This is a genomic window from Amycolatopsis sp. NPDC101161, from assembly GCF_044768185.1.
In the GTDB taxonomy this organism is placed as follows: domain Bacteria; phylum Actinomycetota; class Actinomycetes; order Mycobacteriales; family Pseudonocardiaceae; genus Amycolatopsis.
The window spans coordinates 1,109,664-1,126,960 of record NZ_JBIWPI010000001.1 but is presented as its reverse complement, the minus strand read 5'-3'; the positions used below and the strand labels follow the sequence as shown (position 1 = coordinate 1,126,960).

General features: G+C 68.1%; 19 protein-coding genes and 2 pseudogenes. 2 read left to right on the top strand and 19 right to left on the bottom strand.

The annotated features are described in order from the left end of the window. Positions 1 to 366: 366 nt before the first annotated feature. Positions 367 to 1,638, top strand: coding sequence for a bifunctional 3,4-dihydroxy-2-butanone-4-phosphate synthase/GTP cyclohydrolase II (locus tag ACIRSS_RS05550; protein ID WP_400890885.1), 1,272 nt, complete (start codon positions 367 to 369; stop codon positions 1,636 to 1,638). 175 nt (positions 1,639 to 1,813) lie between these two features. Here the strand turns inward: ACIRSS_RS05550 and ACIRSS_RS05545 are convergent. The 12 genes and pseudogenes from ACIRSS_RS05545 to ACIRSS_RS05490 all read right to left on the bottom strand — a co-directional run. Beyond that, a pseudogene (locus ACIRSS_RS05545) lies at positions 1,814 to 1,955 on the bottom strand (IS701 family transposase); the annotation flags it as partial. A gap of 356 nt (positions 1,956 to 2,311) precedes the next feature. Continuing rightward, complete coding sequence (locus tag ACIRSS_RS05540) at positions 2,312 to 2,575, bottom strand: SDR family NAD(P)-dependent oxidoreductase (RefSeq protein WP_400890882.1); 264 nt, start codon at positions 2,573 to 2,575, stop codon at positions 2,312 to 2,314. 207 nt (positions 2,576 to 2,782) lie between these two features. Then, a complete protein-coding gene (locus ACIRSS_RS05535) occupies positions 2,783 to 3,889 on the bottom strand; it encodes an AraC family transcriptional regulator (protein WP_400890879.1) in 1,107 nt (368 codons plus the stop codon). Positions 3,890 to 4,205: 316 nt separating this feature from the next. Further along, positions 4,206 to 4,439 (bottom strand): hypothetical protein, encoded by a 234-nt coding sequence (locus ACIRSS_RS05530; protein WP_400890876.1) that lies wholly within the window; start codon positions 4,437 to 4,439, stop codon positions 4,206 to 4,208. Positions 4,440 to 4,594: 155 nt separating this feature from the next. Then, positions 4,595 to 5,050, bottom strand: a pseudogene (locus tag ACIRSS_RS05525) (3,4-dihydroxy-2-butanone-4-phosphate synthase); the annotation flags it as partial. Continuing rightward, positions 4,944 to 5,441 carry a flavin reductase family protein gene (locus tag ACIRSS_RS05520; protein WP_400890873.1) on the bottom strand — a complete coding sequence of 166 codons (498 nt, stop codon included), beginning with the start codon at positions 5,439 to 5,441 and terminating at the stop codon, positions 4,944 to 4,946. The gene ACIRSS_RS05520 and the pseudogene ACIRSS_RS05525, both read right to left, overlap by 107 nt. A gap of 108 nt (positions 5,442 to 5,549) precedes the next feature. Further along, positions 5,550 to 6,311, bottom strand: a complete 762-nt coding sequence (locus tag ACIRSS_RS05515; RefSeq protein ID WP_400890870.1) for a 2-keto-4-pentenoate hydratase — start codon at positions 6,309 to 6,311, stop codon at positions 5,550 to 5,552. Then, a complete protein-coding gene (locus ACIRSS_RS05510; RefSeq protein ID WP_400890867.1) occupies positions 6,308 to 6,667 on the bottom strand; it encodes a hypothetical protein in 360 nt (119 codons plus the stop codon). The genes ACIRSS_RS05515 and ACIRSS_RS05510 overlap by 4 nt, the downstream gene beginning before the upstream one ends. Positions 6,668 to 6,751: 84 nt before the next feature. After that, positions 6,752 to 7,582 carry an alpha/beta fold hydrolase gene (locus ACIRSS_RS05505; RefSeq protein ID WP_400890864.1) on the bottom strand — a complete coding sequence of 277 codons (831 nt, stop codon included), beginning with the start codon at positions 7,580 to 7,582 and terminating at the stop codon, positions 6,752 to 6,754. A gap of 17 nt (positions 7,583 to 7,599) precedes the next feature. Continuing rightward, entirely contained in the window at positions 7,600 to 8,352 is a 753-nt protein-coding gene (locus ACIRSS_RS05500) for a dienelactone hydrolase family protein (protein WP_400890861.1), read from the bottom strand. Positions 8,353 to 8,357: 5 nt separating this feature from the next. Then, positions 8,358 to 9,311: a 3-carboxyethylcatechol 2,3-dioxygenase gene (locus ACIRSS_RS05495; protein WP_400890858.1), complete on the bottom strand. Its 954-nt coding sequence runs from the start codon at positions 9,309 to 9,311 to the stop codon at positions 8,358 to 8,360. 2 nt (positions 9,312 to 9,313) lie between these two features. Then, positions 9,314 to 10,399 (bottom strand): LLM class flavin-dependent oxidoreductase, encoded by a 1,086-nt coding sequence (locus tag ACIRSS_RS05490; RefSeq protein ID WP_400890855.1) that lies wholly within the window; start codon positions 10,397 to 10,399, stop codon positions 9,314 to 9,316. Between the two features lie 17 nt (positions 10,400 to 10,416). Between ACIRSS_RS05490 and ACIRSS_RS05485 the strand changes: the two genes are divergently transcribed. Continuing rightward, on the top strand, positions 10,417 to 10,866 hold the full coding sequence (locus ACIRSS_RS05485) for a GGDEF domain-containing protein (protein ID WP_400893389.1): 450 nt from the start codon (positions 10,417 to 10,419) through the stop codon (positions 10,864 to 10,866). A 318-nt stretch (positions 10,867 to 11,184) separates the two neighbouring features. Here ACIRSS_RS05485 and ACIRSS_RS05480 read toward each other — a convergent pair whose 3' ends face one another. From ACIRSS_RS05480 to ACIRSS_RS05450, 7 genes are all read right to left on the bottom strand, one after another. Next, positions 11,185 to 11,589 (bottom strand): hypothetical protein, encoded by a 405-nt coding sequence (locus ACIRSS_RS05480; RefSeq protein WP_400890852.1) that lies wholly within the window; start codon positions 11,587 to 11,589, stop codon positions 11,185 to 11,187. A gap of 139 nt (positions 11,590 to 11,728) precedes the next feature. Beyond that, positions 11,729 to 12,175 carry an LLM class flavin-dependent oxidoreductase gene (locus tag ACIRSS_RS05475; RefSeq protein ID WP_400890849.1) on the bottom strand — a complete coding sequence of 149 codons (447 nt, stop codon included), beginning with the start codon at positions 12,173 to 12,175 and terminating at the stop codon, positions 11,729 to 11,731. Then, positions 12,172 to 12,654, bottom strand: a complete 483-nt coding sequence (locus tag ACIRSS_RS05470) for a (2Fe-2S)-binding protein (protein ID WP_400890846.1) — start codon at positions 12,652 to 12,654, stop codon at positions 12,172 to 12,174. The genes ACIRSS_RS05475 and ACIRSS_RS05470 overlap by 4 nt, the downstream gene beginning before the upstream one ends. After that, a complete protein-coding gene (locus tag ACIRSS_RS05465; RefSeq protein WP_400890843.1) occupies positions 12,651 to 13,469 on the bottom strand; it encodes an FAD binding domain-containing protein in 819 nt (272 codons plus the stop codon). The genes ACIRSS_RS05470 and ACIRSS_RS05465 overlap by 4 nt, the downstream gene beginning before the upstream one ends. A gap of 10 nt (positions 13,470 to 13,479) precedes the next feature. Next, positions 13,480 to 14,205, bottom strand: coding sequence for an enoyl-CoA hydratase (locus tag ACIRSS_RS05460; protein ID WP_400890840.1), 726 nt, complete (start codon positions 14,203 to 14,205; stop codon positions 13,480 to 13,482). After that, a complete protein-coding gene (locus ACIRSS_RS05455) occupies positions 14,202 to 16,535 on the bottom strand; it encodes a xanthine dehydrogenase family protein molybdopterin-binding subunit (RefSeq protein ID WP_400890837.1) in 2,334 nt (777 codons plus the stop codon). The genes ACIRSS_RS05460 and ACIRSS_RS05455 overlap by 4 nt, the downstream gene beginning before the upstream one ends. Then, positions 16,532 to 17,296: an SDR family NAD(P)-dependent oxidoreductase gene (locus ACIRSS_RS05450; RefSeq protein ID WP_400890834.1), complete on the bottom strand. Its 765-nt coding sequence runs from the start codon at positions 17,294 to 17,296 to the stop codon at positions 16,532 to 16,534. The genes ACIRSS_RS05455 and ACIRSS_RS05450 overlap by 4 nt, the downstream gene beginning before the upstream one ends. Position 17,297: the final 1 nt, after the last annotated feature.

Here is a 17,297-nt window from a genome sequence, read left to right as displayed (position 1 = left end):
CCTTCACACGAATCACGCTGCCGCCCAAAGCATCGGCGATCCACAACGCTCCTCTCATTGCGTTGCATTGCCGAGCTACCGAGTTGTGGAGTCGGCAGGTTACGGCCCGGAAGTATTGCACGTCCGAGCCGGTGCGAGTTGTAGCAACCTGCGACAATCTCCATGTTCCGGCAGCTTCCCGGTGTAGCGCATCGCTACACCGTCGACGCAAAGTCAGCCCTTAGTATCGGTGTTCGAGGATTTCGAACGACTGGTGTCCGACTGGCTCCTTCAGTTCGCAGAGCGGATGGCTGACGGCGATTTGCGGATAGCGCATTCGGTCCACCGCTCTTAGCCTCCGATGACAAGCACTAGCAAGGAGTTTCGATGCCGACCTCCTCAGACACGCCCAGGGACGGGATCGCCCCTCTCGCGTCCACCAGCGCCGTCCAAACGGCTGTCGCCGCCATCGCGGCGGGTCGCATCGTCGTAGTCGTGGACGATGACGATCGCGAGAACGAGGGCGACCTGGTTGTGTCCGCCGCGACCGTGACACCCGAGCAGATCGCGTTCATGGTCAGGCATACCACCGGAATCCTGTGCGTTCCGATGACGCCAGAGCGCGCAGGACAGCTCCGCCTGCCGCAGATGGTCACCGACAACACCGAGTCACATGCCACGGCATTCACCATCACCACCGACCATGTTGACAGCGGTACAGGTGTCTCGGCTGCCGACCGAGCGCGGACCGTGCGCGCGCTCGCGGATACCACCACCCGGCCGGAAGACCTTCGGCGGCCCGGACACATCTTTCCGCTGCAGGCGCGGGACGGTGGAGTGCTGGTTCGAGGCGGACACACCGAGGCCGCGGTCGACCTGATGAAACTGGCCGGCCAGGTTCCCGTCGCGGTGATAGGCGAGATCGTCGCGCCCGACGGCTCGATGTCGCGCGGAGAACAGCTGCGGGCGTTCGCCGAGAAACACGAGCTTCCGATCCTGGCCATCGCCGATCTCGTGCGATTCCGACGTGCCACGGAGCGGATGGTCGAACCCGTCGCGACTTCGACGCTGCCCACCGTGTTCGGCGAGTTCCGGGCCGTGGCCTACCGATCGACACTCGATGGTTCAGAACACCTCGCCATCGTGCTCGGTGACGTCGCGGCAGCGGGCCGCTCGCCGGAAGGAGCGCTCGTCCGCGTCCACAGCGAATGCCTGACGGGCGACATCATCGGCTCGCTACGGTGCGACTGTGGTGCACAGCTCGAGCATGCTCTCCGGGCGATCTCCGCCGAAGGGAGCGGTGCAGTCATCTACATGCGCGGCCACGAGGGGCGTGGCATTGGCCTGGCACACAAGATCCGCGCCTATGCTCTGCAGGAACGAGGTTTCGACACCGTCGAGGCCAACACAGCGCAAGGATTGCCCGTAGACTCGCGCAGCTATGGCACCGGCGCACAGATTCTGGCCGACCTCGGCATCCGCAGGCTTCGGCTCATCACGAACAACCCCGCCAAGTACAGCGGTCTTGATGGCCACGGTCTCGAGATAATCGAGCGGGTCGCGGTGCCCTTCGCCGAGAACCCGCGAAACATGCGCTACCTACGCACCAAACAAGAGCGTATGGGACATCTTCGCGCCTCTGGGCAGCACGCGTGGTGAGCGATGACCGGACGTCCGGCCATGTGATATCTACATGTGGCCACCCGGAAACGGCTGATCGCCCCCGCCGAGGTCGCGCGACATGAGCGGATCAGCGCGGATGCCCATCCCGAGGCTTCGCGCCACGGCCGATCCCCACACTGGCGCCGCGCGGCGCGGGCGACGTACTCCGGGGGCGGTTCAGCAGCCGGTGGATGCGATCGGACCCCGCGTGCGCGGCCTCTTCCGTCAGCCTCCAGCCGTAGTTCGCACCAGCGAGCTGCCAGCCCTCGCACTTTGGCAAGTGCAGACTGATGCGGCTCCTCCCGGTTGAACCGGCATGACCACACTGACGACCGAGCTGGCAACCGGTCTATCAGTGCTTCGCTCAGCGGAGCCGGGACCGGGGCTGGGCCCGGCTCCATCCCGTGCTTCTGACGAACTCGGGCCCACGCCGAGTCGGGCATCACTTCAAAAGAACAGGCCTTCGACTGCCAGAGGGTTGAGAGGTCGGCCTCGTTGTCCGCGGGCTACACAGGGCCCGGGGCGTCACTGCAACCCGTTGATGAGCCCGAAGACCTCTTCGTATTCATCGCTGCGCTCGGCATAGCGCTGGAGCTTCACGTGGTCAACAAGGATCTCATGGGCTCGGGCTGGCTCTCCAGTAGAGCGATGACGTTGTCTGCGAAGCTATCTACGGGGATCGCGCGCGGGTTGCGGGCGTGTCTGCGAGGCCTGTGCGGACTACTGGCGGAACCAGCTCGATGACCCGGACGGATGTGTCTGCGTACTGGACGCGGATTGCCTCGGAGAGGGCGTGGATCGCGGCCTTGGTCGCAGAGTATGTGGCTGTGCGTGCCGGCGGGACGGAAGCGAGACCAGAGGAGACGTTGACGATGGTTCGGCGGGGCGGCCTTGAAGCTGTTCGGTGAAAGCGGCTATCAGCCGAATGGGCCAAGATTTACGTTGACCGTGTCCTCGGCTACCATGATTCCGGCCATGTTGACGAGGGTGTCAAGGTCTGGGTATTCGGTGATCACCTGAGTGACGGCCTGGGTGATGGTCTTCGGGTTGCAGTGTCGATGTGGGCGACGCCGAATCCCTCTTCCCGTAGCTCCTCGAGAAGTGCATGCTGTCCTTCAGTTCGAGCCTCCCGGGTCGATCGTCAAGCTCGCCGCACGTCGTAACCGTTGCCGAGTTCACCTTCAAACCAGGGCGGTCGCGACACCACGAATTCGAGTCCTCGGCGTCCGCGCCGCAGTGTGTGCGACGGTGGCTCCCCGTACCGCTCCTGATAAGCAGCGCCGAACCGGCCGAGGTGGCCGAACCCCCAGCGGAGCGCCACCGCGGACACGGTGAGGGCGTCAGGGTCCCCGTTGATCAGGTCATTCCGTGCGCGGGCGAGCCTGACCTGCCGAAGGTACGTCATCGGCGGTATGCCGAACTCCCGGACGAACGCCTTCTCGAGTGCTCGCAGGCTCATACAGGCGATCCTCGCGATGTCAGCCGCGCTGACGAGCTGCATGGGGTCGTCTTCGATCACGTCGACGACCCGCTGGATGGCGGCGGGAAGGCACGAGCCCCGGTCTTCGTCGAGCTTGTCCGAGTAGTTGTGAGGTTGCGACATGAGCAGTGCCGACCGGACCAGTTGTCCCAGGTGCGATGCCATGACCGGATGCTGCTGAGCGAGTTGGCTCGGCTGTCCGACGTCGTCTTGCAGGAGGCGCAGCACACGGGCGAAGTCGGCGCCTCGCCCCTTGGTGAGGTCCAGCTTGTCGCCGAACTCGATCGGCTCGACAACCCTTCTGCCGAGGATGGCGGCCAGATCGTCCTCCAGGTCGGCGCGGTCGATCCGCATCGCCATCAACGTACTGTCGTCGGTCCAGCGTTCGAACCGCCAAGGCGCGCTGGGCGACAGCACAGCAGCAGTGGTACGGGAAACGGATGCGGACCGGCGGCCCGAAACCACATCGACAGATCCCGATGGCGCGTAGCAGAACACGTAGAACGACGGCGGCGGCACTTCCAGCCGGACGTCGGAACTGAACTTGCTGTACCCGATCCTGAGCCGCTCGGCGTTCAGGACCCGCAAGCTGAATCCGAATCGGCCTCTTTCGACCGCCGTGATGTGGTGCGGTGCGTACACACTGGTGAGGAAGACGCGGGCCTCATCGAGGTCGTCGGTGCGCAGGAGGCTTCCCGAAGTGGCTCGTTGTCCCTTCGCGATCTGTCCTGCAAGCGCGTAGCCCTCGGACGTGTGCCTCGACGTCATCGTCGAGTACCTCCCACTTGCCTTCGGGTAGCACAACCTGGTCTTCACCGACCGGTACAGATGGTCGGTGATCGCCCTTCCACAAGATGATAGTGCGTTGCGACAATGGCGACAGTCCGGAAATCGAACCGCATCAGCCGAAGTTCGACGCTACGAGGCGCCGTCAGATTCTGTCCCGCGAGGACGGTGAGGTCGGGCCGGGCAAGCTGCGGCGCCGTCGGCGGCCCAGTGAGCAGCCGGACGGATCGGTACTCGAGGTCGGCCTTCGCGGGTAGACCAGCGCACATCACCCTCGTGGGTGGTAACGGCCGCCGATTCACCGAACACACCGAACGTCGTCGCAGTCCGTAGTCATGAGGAGGTCGCCGGGCACACACTCGGCGCGCACCGCCACGAGCGGCACACTCGTCCGCAGACGTCCGACCAAGGCGATGTGCTCGGCGCCGGTGACCTCGTCGCGGTATCCGACGACGTCGGACGGGCCGTGCTCGGTCGCAGCCGAGCGTTGGTGACGCGGTAACGCGTCCTCGCTCCCATCGCCGAAGTACAACCGGTGCTCAACGCGCTCCGCAGGTGGACGACACGTGGGTGGTGCAGAGCCGCGAGCAGGACGGTGTCCCCTCGCTGGCCCTCCCCACGCCGTCGCCGACCAGCCGGGGAGTCAACGCCACTGGCGGAAGCCCGGGCCGCAGGCCGGATCAGCGAGCACCCGTGCATTGCGCGCGGGTCGGTCGCGCTGATACCGGTGATGATGCCGTGTTCCGCGTCAACCGAGACGGTATAAACAGGACTTCGTGGATGCTGGTTGTCCGGACCACGGGGGACGGCGAGCGCGCCGGCGCGCTCGGGCGGAAGGGGCGTGCAGAGTCTCCCCGACGTGTGGCGGACCGTCCGTGTGGTCCACCGCAGCTCGGCCAGTGCCGCAAGGATGACGACGTCGTAACCGCTCTCGCTGTCATTACCGCCGCCGACGAGAACCGGGCGTCCGGCGCGCAATGGGTCCACGGCGTGAGCCACTCGGTCGTCAGCGAGACGGCGGCGGGCTGGGCGGATATCAAGACGCCAATGTGGACAGTGCGTGAAGCCGGCTGCCGTGGAAGACCAACGGGGCGACCTCTTCGTGTGGCTGCATAGCCTCCACGCGAAGCAGCACCAGGTCATGGTCCCCCGCACTGATGACCGTGTCGATCGAACAGTCCAGCCAGGCGGCCGCGCCGCGCAGGAGTACCGAACCCTCGTCGGTCGCGGTGTAGTCGATGCCAGCGAACCGGTCCCCCGTCTTCGAGGCGATCTGCCGGCAGGCCCGGCTATGCGTCGTCCCGAGCACCGACAGCCCCAGCCGGGGACGGTCGGCCAGAAGTGGCCAGGTCGTGGAGGTGTGCTGCACGCATACAGATACCAGCGGCGGGTTGATCGAGACGGCGACGAACGAACTCGCGACAATACCGATCGGAGCGGCGTCGCGCAGCGCGCACACGGCTACCACGCCACTGGGAAAGGTGCCGTAGACGCGCCGCAGTGGGTCAGCCTCGTCTGGGTCGGGGATGATCAACGCGGGCCTCCTGTCACGGCCGCAGGGTCCAGTCTCAAGGCTCACCGTGGCACGGCGCGGTGCACCGACGGTCTCGACCGGTGGCATTGTTTCCTCCTCGTCAGCGGTTCAGCGGCAGCCGAGCTCCAGCGAGCCCAGCCGATCGACCGCGGCTGTGACGACATCACCGGGCGCGACCGGAACCGCGGCGGTGAGGCCGCCCGAAAACACGATCTCGCCGGCACGAAGCCCTTCCCCCATCGCCGAGAGCTGACGTGCGAGCCACGCGACGGCAGCGGCCGGATGGCCGAGCGCGGCCGCGCCGGATGCGGTCGCCACGACCGATCCGTTCTTCGCCAGCACCACACCCACCAGGCGAAGGTCGATGTCCAGTGGATTCACCGGTGCTCCGACGACATACCGCGCGGCCGAGGCGTTGTCCGCTACGGCGTCGACGATCGTGAACTCGTAGTCGGCGTAACGGGAGTCGAGCACCTCGATCCCCACCGCGACGGCTTTTGACGCAGCGAGCACCTCCGCCGCAGTCACGTGCGGGCCATCGAGGTCACGGCCCAGGGTGAACACGATCTCCGGCTCGCAACGCGGATGGATGAGCGCCGAGGTGTCAAGCTGCTCACCCAGGTCGACCGCGGTGGCGGCGCCGAGGAACCCGTAGATCGGCTCAGTGAGGCCCACTTGCGCTTGCTTGGCGCGCGAGGTCACGCCGAGCTTCCACCCCGCCAGCGGGCCGGCAGCCGAGCGCAGCTCGCGCTGCACGAGGTAAGCCGTGGCGAGATCGAGCTCGGGGTGTTCGATCGATAGCTGAGTGATCACCCTGCGGTCTGTGACCGCTTTATCCAGCTTCGCGGCAAGCTCGCTCACGCTGATCATGCGGCCCTCACAATCATTGCGCCCAAGCGGTCGAACTCGGCCCGGAACACATCTCCCGCGGCCATCGGGACGATCGCATGCAGCGCGCCCGTCAGGGTCAGTTGCCCGGGCTCGAGTGCGACCCCGTTCTCGCCCAGGGCATTCGGCAGCCAATCGTGGCACACGGTCGACGCGAGCACGGGCTCATGATCGGGATTGTTCACGCCGATCAACTTCTCTCCCGGCGCGGACGTGGTCCCGACCTGGTAGTCGGTGATCCGGTCACCGGCGGCGTCCAGCAGGCCGATCACCTCGCGTTGCACCGCATACCTTTCTGTCATCCCGAGCCCCGGGTCGTTGTCGGTGAGCGACGGCACAGCATCCTCGATTCTGGTGACGGACAGACCATCCGGTACACGATCGGTCGCGGGCGGCCACAATGGATCTTGGCGTTCCTCGGCCTACGCCGCTGCCAGGAACTCGCGGATCAGGGCGCTGAGCCGGGCCGGCACCTCGAACTGCAGTAGATGCCCGCAATCGGCGAACAGGTGCAGGTCCGCACGGGGAAGATGCTCAGCCAGGAAGAGCCCTGCAGCGGGCGAGATCGTCCTGTCGTCCTTCCCGTGAACCGCCAGGACCGCGTGCGGTATGGCGGCGAGCACCGACTCGTCGTAGACCGGCGCGGGCTCGCCGGCGGCCATGGCGGCCTCGAACGACCGCCGCACCTCCGGGCTGATCGCGACTGCGAAACGCTTCCTGACGTAGTCGTCGATGCCGCGAACACCGCCTCGAGACAGCTGCGCGGTGACGAGCGCGTGCATCGCCTCCTCACTCGGGCTCTCGTAGAAGGCGGTGAGCGATCCGAGCTTGGCTTTGACCGGAGTTCCACCCGCGCCCATCAGGACGATCCGCCCGAGCCGCTCGGGTGCGTGCACGGCCAGTTCGAGCGCCACACGGGCACCGTAGGAGTGTCCTGCCACGTGAACCCGATCCAGGCCGAGCTCGTCCAGTAGCCGGAGCACTGCGTCGACGCGCCGCCTGAACCACGGTCCCGGACCAGGGGGCAGGGTTTCCGGATGACTGCTGTGTCCGAATCCCACCAGATCGGGCATGATGCACCGGTACGTCGCGATGCCGGGCAGCAGCGGTCGGAAACTCAGCGCTCCCGTCGCACCCGGTCCAGTCCCGTGCAGGAGCAGCAGCGGTTCGCCACCGGGGTCTCCCGCCGTCGCGACGTGCGTCGTGTCGGCGCCGGTGGCCCGGTCCTCCGTCTGTACGGCAGCAAGCTCCACAGATCGCATGATCGGCGCTACCCCTTCCCCAGGGTTCGCTGGAACAGCTCGAGCGTGCGGTCCCACGAAACGGACGCCGCATGCTGTTGATAGGCCGGCAACTGCGGGAACATGAAGCCATGATCGGCGCCGTCGAAGATCTCGACCGTCGCTTTCACCGAGGGCCTGCCCAGCTCGTCCCGCAGCGGCTTGTTCAGCTCGAGCGGGGAGAGCTTGTCGGCCGCCCCGAGTCCGACGAACAGCTCGGCGGAGATCTTCCCGACGCTCCGATGGGGCGAATCCGGGTCGTCCGTGACGCAGTTCGACGGATGCAACGCCGAGCCTGCCGCGAACCCCGCGGGGTCGGAGGCGAGCAGCCGCAGCGTGAAGCGCGCGCCCATGCAGAACCCCATGGCGGCCTTGGCGTTCATGTCGGCGGCGGGGTTCTTCGCGGTGACCTCCAGCATCGCCGCCGTGTCGGCAAGCACCATCTCATCACCGAGCGAGGTGACCGCTGCCATCAGCCGATCGAATTCCGGTGATCCCGGTCCTTGACCGATACCGGCCAGGTCGAAGGAAATCTGATGACCGAGCCGGTGGTAGAGATCCGGCAGAACCACGTAATAGCCGGCACGGGCCAGTTTGCGGCTGACGTCGTGGATGTCGTCACGCAGCCCCGGTCCGTCGTGGTAAACGATGATCACGGGAAACGGGCCACTGTCGTCGGGATGGCGAACCGTGACCGTCATCGGCCCGTCTTCGGTCAGTACGGCTTCTTCTTTCTCCACCATTTCGCTCACCTGGTCGTTTCTCGTGGTCGTGCCGTGGTCACCGCGAAACCGATAATCCATTCGGGGACCGGTTGGTAGAATGAAGAGTCGGTCCGGTAAGGTCCTGCGGTTTGCAGCGCGGCATGGGCGGCGATCCACGAACGCACTTCGTGAATCGAGCTGCCGCCCTGCTTGCCGAGCCACTCGACGCTCATCGCGTCGAACCAGGACAGATCGCCCTTCTCGAACTGCCGTAGGATCTGCTCGTCGAGATCAGGGTTGAGTGGCAGAAGTGAGGACTCACCGCGCGCGAAGGCTTGGCCGGCCTCGAACACCGCCTCCTCACGCGCCTCCTGCTCAGCGGGTGTTCGACGTTTGTCCACGATGTAGGCGACAGCTTCCGGTGGAGACTGGCGCAGCCGCGGGACCGGCACATCGTGTGACAATCCGCCCGAGCCGACCAGCAGGACCTTCTGATCCAGCGCCCGGACGAACTCGCCCACCGCCGCGCCGAGGCGCCGGATCCGGCGCAGAGGGCCCAGCGGCTCGGCGACCGAGTTGATGAAGACAGGGATAACCGGTTTGGCCGTGCTCGAGCCGAACAGGTTCTCCAGCGGCTGGGAAATGCCGTGATCGACGACCATTTTCTCCGACATGGCCACGTCGAGATCCGCCGCCAGCAGATGGACGACCAGATCGTCGGCGAGTGCTTGTGGCACGTCGAGCTCACCGGGACCGGTGTTGTAGTCACCGATGGCCGTTGCCGACAACCCGACGCAGAACGGTGGCATGAGTTCATACCGGAAGCCCTGATAATGATCAGGGCCGAAGATGACGACCAGGTCCGGGTCGAAAGCTTCCACAAACCGCCGCGCTTCCCGGAGAGCGCCGTCGACCCGCTGTACGACCGACTCGCCCGGGTCGCCCGACCCCAACAACGGCGTGTGCGACATGCAGCACAAAGCCAGCTCGGACGTCATGCCTACACCTTTAGCGAACGCAATGCGGGTACCACGTGCTCGCCGAAAAGCTGGTAGGAGCGCATCGTCTGCTCCTTGGTGAGGGTGCCGAACGAACCCCAGTTGAGGAAGTTCCCGCAGCCGATCTGCTCCATCTGGCTCACGATCTGGTCGCGAACCGTCTCCGGCCTCCCCACGCAGATCGCCCCGATGTCGATGAGAGCGTCGAACGACACGTCCTCCCCGGCGAACGGGCGGAAGAAGGACTGATAGTGCTCGTAGCCGGCGGGCACGTTGTCGAGATCGTGGAACACGGCCGCTTCCTTGAACGCCGCGAACAGCGCGTCGAAGGCGGGCTCGGCGACATCGCGCGCCTCCTGTTCGGAGTCCGCGATGAACACGTTGCGGCACACGCCCATGTCGGTGGGTTCAGCTTCACGACCGGCTTCCGCAGCCGCCTTCTTGTACTGCTCGAAGATCGTCCGCATGTTCTCGGTCGGCGAGAAGACCGAGGTGAACCGGAAGCCCTGCCGGGCCGCCCAGCTCACTGTCTGCGGGCTCAGCGCAGTAACCCAGATCGGCAGCGCCGACCGCAGGGGCCGCGGCCAGAGACTCACGTTGTCGTAGTTGTAGAACTCGCCCTTGAAGGTAAAAGTGTGTTCCTTCCAAGCGGATTGGATGAGCGCGACGGACTCCTCGAACCGGGCGCGCGTCTCCTCCATCTTGACGCCTTCGCGAATGAACTCGGGCTCGTCCACTCCACGTCCCAGGCCGACCTCGAGTCGACCGCCGGTGAGGTAGTCGAGCATCGCGCCCTCTTCAGCGAGCCGGCGCGGATTGTGGAACGCGGTGATGTTCGCCATCACCCCGATGTTCATCCGGCTGGTCCGCTGAGCCAGGGTCGCCACGAGCAGGTTGGGCGAGGGGCTGATGCTGTACGGCGTGAAGTGGTGCTCGGAGAAGAAGACCCCATCGAACCCCAGGTCTTCGGCACCGACCCACGATTCCAGCTTCCAGTCGTAGAGATCCTTGCACAACTGCGGGTCGAACTTCGCAGGGTCCGGATCGTACGGGTAGCTGAAAATCTCAAAGAGCCAAGACTTGACCACTTGATTCTCCGTCCACTCTGACAGCCGGCCTGTGTCCGCGTCACGGCTCACCACCGGATTCGGTCCCGATCACGTTAGGGCGGAGTGCCACCGTCCGACGAGCCGTTCTTCGCTCAGGTCTGTCCACTTTTCGCACCGGTCGCGCGCAGAATCGAAGGCGCAGCAGCGGGCGCGCCACCGGACGCGGTGGCTCAAACCAGGCCATCCAGGCCGTTGCCGGCCTCGTCCAAGCCGAAGTCCGCTCCTGGGACCTGGTAGCCCGTTGGGGCGGCGACGAACTTGCCGTCATGGGGACCGACTTCGGACATCAGCAGCTACTCGATGTCGCCGAACGCATCCGGTCCCGGCTCGCCGGCACACCGATCACCCTGACCGCCACCAGCGACGGCAAGCAGCACACCCTGCCCGGCGTGACGACGCCCATGGGCGTCGCCTTCTTCCCCTGGCCGGCGGACTGTCCCCGGTGACGCGGCGACGTCGTGTGCTGCAGTGAGCCCGGCGAGCTCGGCCGCCCGGCGGCCACGGTCGCGATCGGCGACGGGCCGCCGTGCCACGTCGTCGCGGCGGCCGGCCCGTAAATCGTGCACCCGGCGTTGCTCGGTCCGGGACCGCCGCCTCGGGTAAGGCTGCAGGTGTCCTGGGAACGGACCGCGAAACGTCGCGCCGCTGCTGGCAGCCACCGTCGACTCGGATCCACAGTGGACGGTCGAGGTGATCCCGAAGACCTCGGTGGGCAAGCTCGACAAGATGACCATGCGGGCTCGGCAGACAGCCGAAACAGCTCTTCAGGACAGGTGCGCGCCCGCGATGCTCAGGGCGTAACCGCCGTACTGCTCCGCGACGTCGGCAGCGGACAGTTTCCCGTCCTCCCGGAACCACCGGGCGATGCTCACGCACATCTCCCGGGTCGCGAACGAGGCCAGAGCCGGCGAGTCGACCCGGAAAGCGTGCTCATGCTCTCGGCGCCGGTTCTGCGGGTGGCTGCGGTGGGGCTCGTCGAGCGAATCCGTGTCGCGGTTCACCACCAAGGCCTCACGACGGTGAGTCGCGTGCCGGTAGGCGTAGACCCGGGTGGCCTCGCGTAGCCGCGTCTCCCAGTCGCCGTCGGCGGTCGCGCGGTGGAACTCCTCGAGTACTGTCGCCGTGGTCTCGTCCACGATCGCGCGCAGCAAGTCCTGTTTGGACCGCATGTGGTTGTACAGGCTGGGGTGCGGATGCCGAGGCACTCGGCGATCTGGCTCAGGGCAGCGCCGCGGAATCCGCGCTCGGCGAAGAGGGTCAGGGCGACGTCGAGCACCACACTCTCGTTCACGACCGGGCGGAGGTCGGTCACGGCGTCACCGCGGCGAGCCAGGCGGACGCCTCGTCCACGGTCCGAAGCCGTTTCGTCAACTGTGTCACCACATCGTCGGCGTCCGCCACGAGCACCGGAATCCCCGGCACCCGCGCATGCACCTCTTCGATCACCCTTTCGGCCGCAGCCAGGTCACTGTAGGGGCCGTCGCCGCCGGAAAACGGCCCGACGCCGAGGATGAAGCGGCCGTCGCTGAGGTAGTGGAGGGTTTCGGCGGCGTCCGCCACGAGCGGTGCGTCGCGGGAGGTGGTCATACAGCAGACGCGGACCCGCTTGGTCAGGACGGCCGCGGCGGCGCAGGACGTGAAGTCCTCTTCGAAGAAGATCGTGTCGCAGCCCGCTTCGTCGAGTACTTCGCAGGTGCGCCGCAGCTCGGCCGCGGGCCGGTCGCGCAGCCGCAGCACGACGCCGCGGCGGGTCACGCCGGCTCCGGACCGGTGGCCAGCTCGTTCGCCGCGGCCTCGACAGCGTCGATGATGCCCGCGTAGCCGGTGCAGCGGCAGATGTTGCCCGACAGCTCTTCGCGGATCCGTGCCCGGCACGGCCGCTCCTCGCGGTTGAGCAGGTCGAGCGCGGACATCAGCATGCCCGGGGTGCAGAAGCCGCACTGCAGCCCGTGGTGGGTCGAAAACGCTTCCTGCAGCGGGTGCAGGGTGCCGTCCGGCCCGGCCATGCCCTCGATCGTGGTGACCGACGATCCTTCCGCCTGGACGGCGAACATGAGGCACGCACGCACCGGCTCGCCGTCGACCAGGACCGTGCACGCGCCGCAGACTCCGTGCTCGCAGCCGACGTGGGTGCCGGTGAGCCCCAGGTCCTCGCGAAGAGCGTCGGCCAGGGTGCGCCGCGGTTCGACGTCGACGTCCTGGCGATCGCCGTTGACCGTGAATTCGACCTTCATGCTGCGACACGCTCCTTCTCCTGGACGAGGGCACGGCGGACGAATTCCGCCGTCATCGCGCGCCGGTAATCGGCCGAGGCGTGGATGTCGGAGCTCGGTGACGTGGCGGCCGCGGCCGCCGCGGCGGCCTGCTCCACCGGTGCGCCCGCGTCGAGCAGCTGTTCGGCTTCCTCCACGCGCAGCGGGACGCTGCCGACCCCGCCGACCGCGATCCGCCAGCGCCCGCCGACCTCGGCGGCGGCGACCGTGACCAGTCCGAAGTCGCCGTGCCGGCGGGAGAACTCCGCGAATCCCCACCGCTGGGGCAGCGGCATGTCGACGGCGGTGACCAGCTCGTCCTCGGCGAGCGTGGTTTCGAGGGCGCCGGTGCAGAACTCCGCCGCGGAGCTGGTGCGGGTGCCGCGCGGGCCGGCGATGTGGATGGTGGCTTCCAGCGCCGCGGCGACCACCGGCAGCTCGGCGGCGGGGTCTGCGTGGGCGATGCTGCCGCCGCTGGTGCCCCGGGAGCGGATCGCCGTGTGCCCGATCCACCGGGCGGCTTCGGCCAGCATCGGGTGCCCGGTCTGCTCGACCAGGCGGGCGTGGCGGACCAGCGCCCCGATCCGGACGGCACCGTCGACGGGCACGATCGTGGACAGGCCGGGGATCCGGTTGATGTCCACGAGCACCTTGGGCCGGGCCATGCGCAGCGCCAGCACGGGCGCCAGGCTCTGCCCGCCGGCGATGATCTTGCCGTCGCCGGCCGCGTCGGCCAGTGCCTGCACGGCGTCCCGGACGCTGGTGGCCCGGTGGTAGTCGAACGGTGCGGGTTTCATGACGGACCTTTCAGCGCCCTTGGAACCACGGGGCGCGCTTTTCGGCGTGGGCACGCCGGCTTTCGGCGAAATCCTCACTGCTCCAGCAGGATTCGAAGAGTTCGTCCAGCCGCGGCTCCTGCGGCTGCGGCTCGAACAGCGACTCCAGCGCGGTTTTGGCGTACTGCAGCGACAACGGTGCGAAGTCCGCGATCTCGCGGGCCCACGTCATCGCGTCGGAGACCGGCCCGAGCCGGTCCGCCAAGCCGCACGCGTGCGCTCGCCCGGCGTCGAGCCGGTCGGCGCCCAGCAGCATCGCCCGCGCCGGTCCCCCGCCCGAGAGCAGCGCGAGCCGCCGGACGGTCCAGGGGTCCACGGCGAGGCCGTTGCGCGCGGTCGGGACGGCGAAGACCGCGGTGCTGTCGGCCACGCGCAGATCGCAGGCGATCGCGAGCTGCGTGCCGGCGCCGATGGCGGGGCCGTTGACCGCCGCGATCACCGGCACCGGCGCGGCGGTGATCGCGCGCAGCGCGGCGTAGAGCGCCGTGCGGAAGCCGTCGCCGTAGACGCCGCGGAGGTCGGCGCCGGCGCAGAAGCTGGTGCCGGAGCCCGTCACGACGATCGCCCGGGCCGTGCCGGCGAGCTTCTCGACCGCGGCACGCAGCGCGTCGAGGTGTTCGACGTCGAGCGCGTTGCGCTTTCCGTGGCGGTCGAGCACGATCAGGCCGACACCGTCCTGGTCCTCGGTGGTGATCATCGCAGGGCCTCCCAGACCGTGGCGGGTGTCAAGGGCAGGTGGGTGATCCGGACGCCGAGGGCGTCGGCGATGGCCCCGGCCAGCACCGCGTTCGGGCCGAGGGTGCCGCCCTCCCCCACCCCGCGGACGCCCAGCGGGTTGTCCGCGGGATGGGACACGTGGTCGATGACGAGGTCCGGGATCTCGGCGCTGGTGGGCATCAGGTAGTCCATCAGCGTGCCGGTGGACAGGTTCCCGGCCTCGTCGTAGATCAGGTGCTCGTACAGCGCGCCCCCGAGGCCCTGGGCGATGGACCCGGCGATCTGTCCCTCGACGATCTGCGGGTTGATCACCGTCCCGGCGTCCTCGACGCAGACCCACTTGAGGATCTTCAGCGCGCCCGTCGCCCGGTCGACCTCGACGACCGCCGCCTGCGCGCCGGCCGCGAACGCGCCGCGGACCGGGTCGTAGAACTCCGTGGCCTCCAGCCCGGGCTCGATGCCCTTCGGCAGCCGGTTGGACTCGAGGTAGGCGACCCGGGCCACTTCGGCCAGTGTTCCGAGCGGCTTCGGGTCGCCCGTGACCCGGATTTCGCCGGCGACGACTTCCAGGTCGTCCCGGCCGACCTCGTACAGCTCGCTCGCCAGCCTGAGGATCTTCTCGCGGACGGTGTGGCCGGCACGGTGTGCCGCGCCACCGCCGATGACCGCCTGGCGGGACGAGAACGCCCCGAAGCCCCACAGGGATTCGTTGGTGTCCCCGATGCGCACCTCGACGTCGTCGAACGGCACGCCCACGGCGTCGGCGACGATCTGCGCGACGGTCGTCTCCAGGCCTTGGCCCTGTGAGGTCACCCCGGACAGGACGGTCACCCGGCCGTCGGGGTCGATCCGGACCGTGCACGCGTCGTGGCCGGTGCGGAACGGCATCCGCGGGCCCGCGGACGCGGCCCGGCCGAGGCCGGTGAGCTCGTTGTAGCAGGCCATCCCGAGCCCGATCGGGTTCTCGCCCGCCTCACGCCGACGCCGTTGCTCGGCGAGGAAGTCCTCGTGACCGATCGTCGTGATCGCCTTTTCCAGGCACTCGCCGTACCAGCCGGAGTCGTCGACCAACCGCGACGGCATCCGGTACGGGATCTCGGCCGGCGTCACCAGGTTGCGCCGCCGGATGTCCAAACTCGACAGTCCCAGCCGGCCCGCGGCGTCGTCGAGGAGGGTCTCCATCGCGAAGACGCTCGCGGGCCGGGCCACCCCGCGGTAGGGCCCCGACGGCGACGTGTTGGTCGCGACCCCGCGGACGGTGCAGCGGTAGTGCTGCAACCGGTACGGCCCGGACAGGAGCCCGCCGGCCATCAGCGGCTCGATCCCCGCCGTCCAGGGGTAGACCGAGTACGCCCCCACGTTGCAGGTCACGTCGGCGTCCAGGGCGACCAGGGTGCCGTCGGCGGAAAACCCGGCCCGCACCAGGTACCGGTGGTCGCGGGCGTGGGTCGCGGCGAGCAGGTGCTCGGCGCGGTCTTCGACCCACTTCACCGGAACACCGGGCATCTGCTGGGCGACCAGGCACACGGCGACGTCCTCGGGGTAGAGGACGGCCTTCACGCCGAAGCCGCCGCCGACGTCGGGCGCGATGACGCGGATGGTGCCCTCGGGGACGCCGAGGAGTTCGGCGAGCATGTTCCGCGCGATGTGGGGCACCTGGGTCCCGGACCAGAACGTGAGGCGCTCGCCGTCCCAGACCGCGGCCCCGGCCCGGCATTCCATCGGGTTGCCGGCGTGCCGGTTGGTGATCAGCTCGCGTTCGACCACGATGTCCGCCCCCGCCAAGGCGTCCGGCACCGCACCGGTGTCGAAGGTGCGCTCCAGCAGGATGTTGTTCGGCGCGTCGGCGTGCAGCGGCTCGGCCGGCTCCGCCCAAGCGGTGACCGTGGCCGGCAACGGCTCGTAGTCCACGTCGATCAGCTCGAGCGCGTCCTCGGCCTGGTACCGGTCGTCGCCCACCACGACGGCGACCGGCTCACCGGCGAACCGCACCTTCTCCCGGGCCAGGATCGGCTGTTCGGTCTCCACATAGGACGGGAGCGCCGACTGGGCGCGCAGGCCGATCGCGGCGAAGGCGGGGTGGTCGCCGCTGAACACCGCCCGGGCCGCGCCCTCGGCGGCGGAGGTGTCGACCGACTTGATCCGGGCGTGGCCGTAGGGGCTGCGCAAGAAGGCGATGTGGCGCATTCTCGGCAGCTGCAGGTCGGAGACGTACCGGCCGCGTCCGGTGATGAGCCGGGCGTCTTCCTTGCGGCGGACGGTCCGGCCGACTGCGGGCTCGGCCTCGTGGGTCTGCTCGGGTGCCGTCATGGCATCGTGTATCCGCCGTTGACCGACACGATCTGTCCCGTGGTCCAGGACGAAAGCGGCGAGGCCAACAGCAGGACGGTCGGGGTGATGTCCTCCGGCGTGCCCAGGCGGCGCAAGGGGTACGCGGCGAGGATCTTCTTCATCTTGGCTTCGTCGGCGTTGCCGGTGTGGGCGTCGAGGCTCTGGGTCCGCACCAGCGCGATCGAGACGGCGTTCGCGCGGATCTGGTGCCGCGCGAGCTCCTTGGCCAGTGACTTGGTGAGGCCGACGGTGGTCGAGCGGGTGGTCGCGGTGACCAGCAGCCGCGATTCGCCGACCCGGCCGGAGTCGCCCATCAGGCTGACGATCGAGCCGCCGCCGTTCTCGGCCATCTGCCGGGCCACGGCCTGGGTGACGCGCAGCGTGCCCGCCACCGTGACCCCGATCTGCGGTGCCCAGTCCTCTTCGGTGGTCTCGAGGAACGGCTTGCTCTGGGTCGCGGCCGCGTTGTTGACCAGCACGTCGATCGGGCCCAGCTGCTCGGCGACCTCGGCGACCGCACGCGTCACGGACTCGCCGTCCTGCAGGTTCGCGCCCACGGCGATCGCCTTGACGCCCAGGGCGGCCGCTTCCTTGGCGCCCTCTTCCGCGCCGTCGGCCGAGGAGTTGTAGTGGAAGGCGACGTTGGCGCCTTCGCCGGCGAAGGCGACTCCGATCGCGCGCCCCAGGCCCTGCCCGGCACCGGTGACGAGGACGTTCTTGCCGCGGAGCTTGAGATCCATG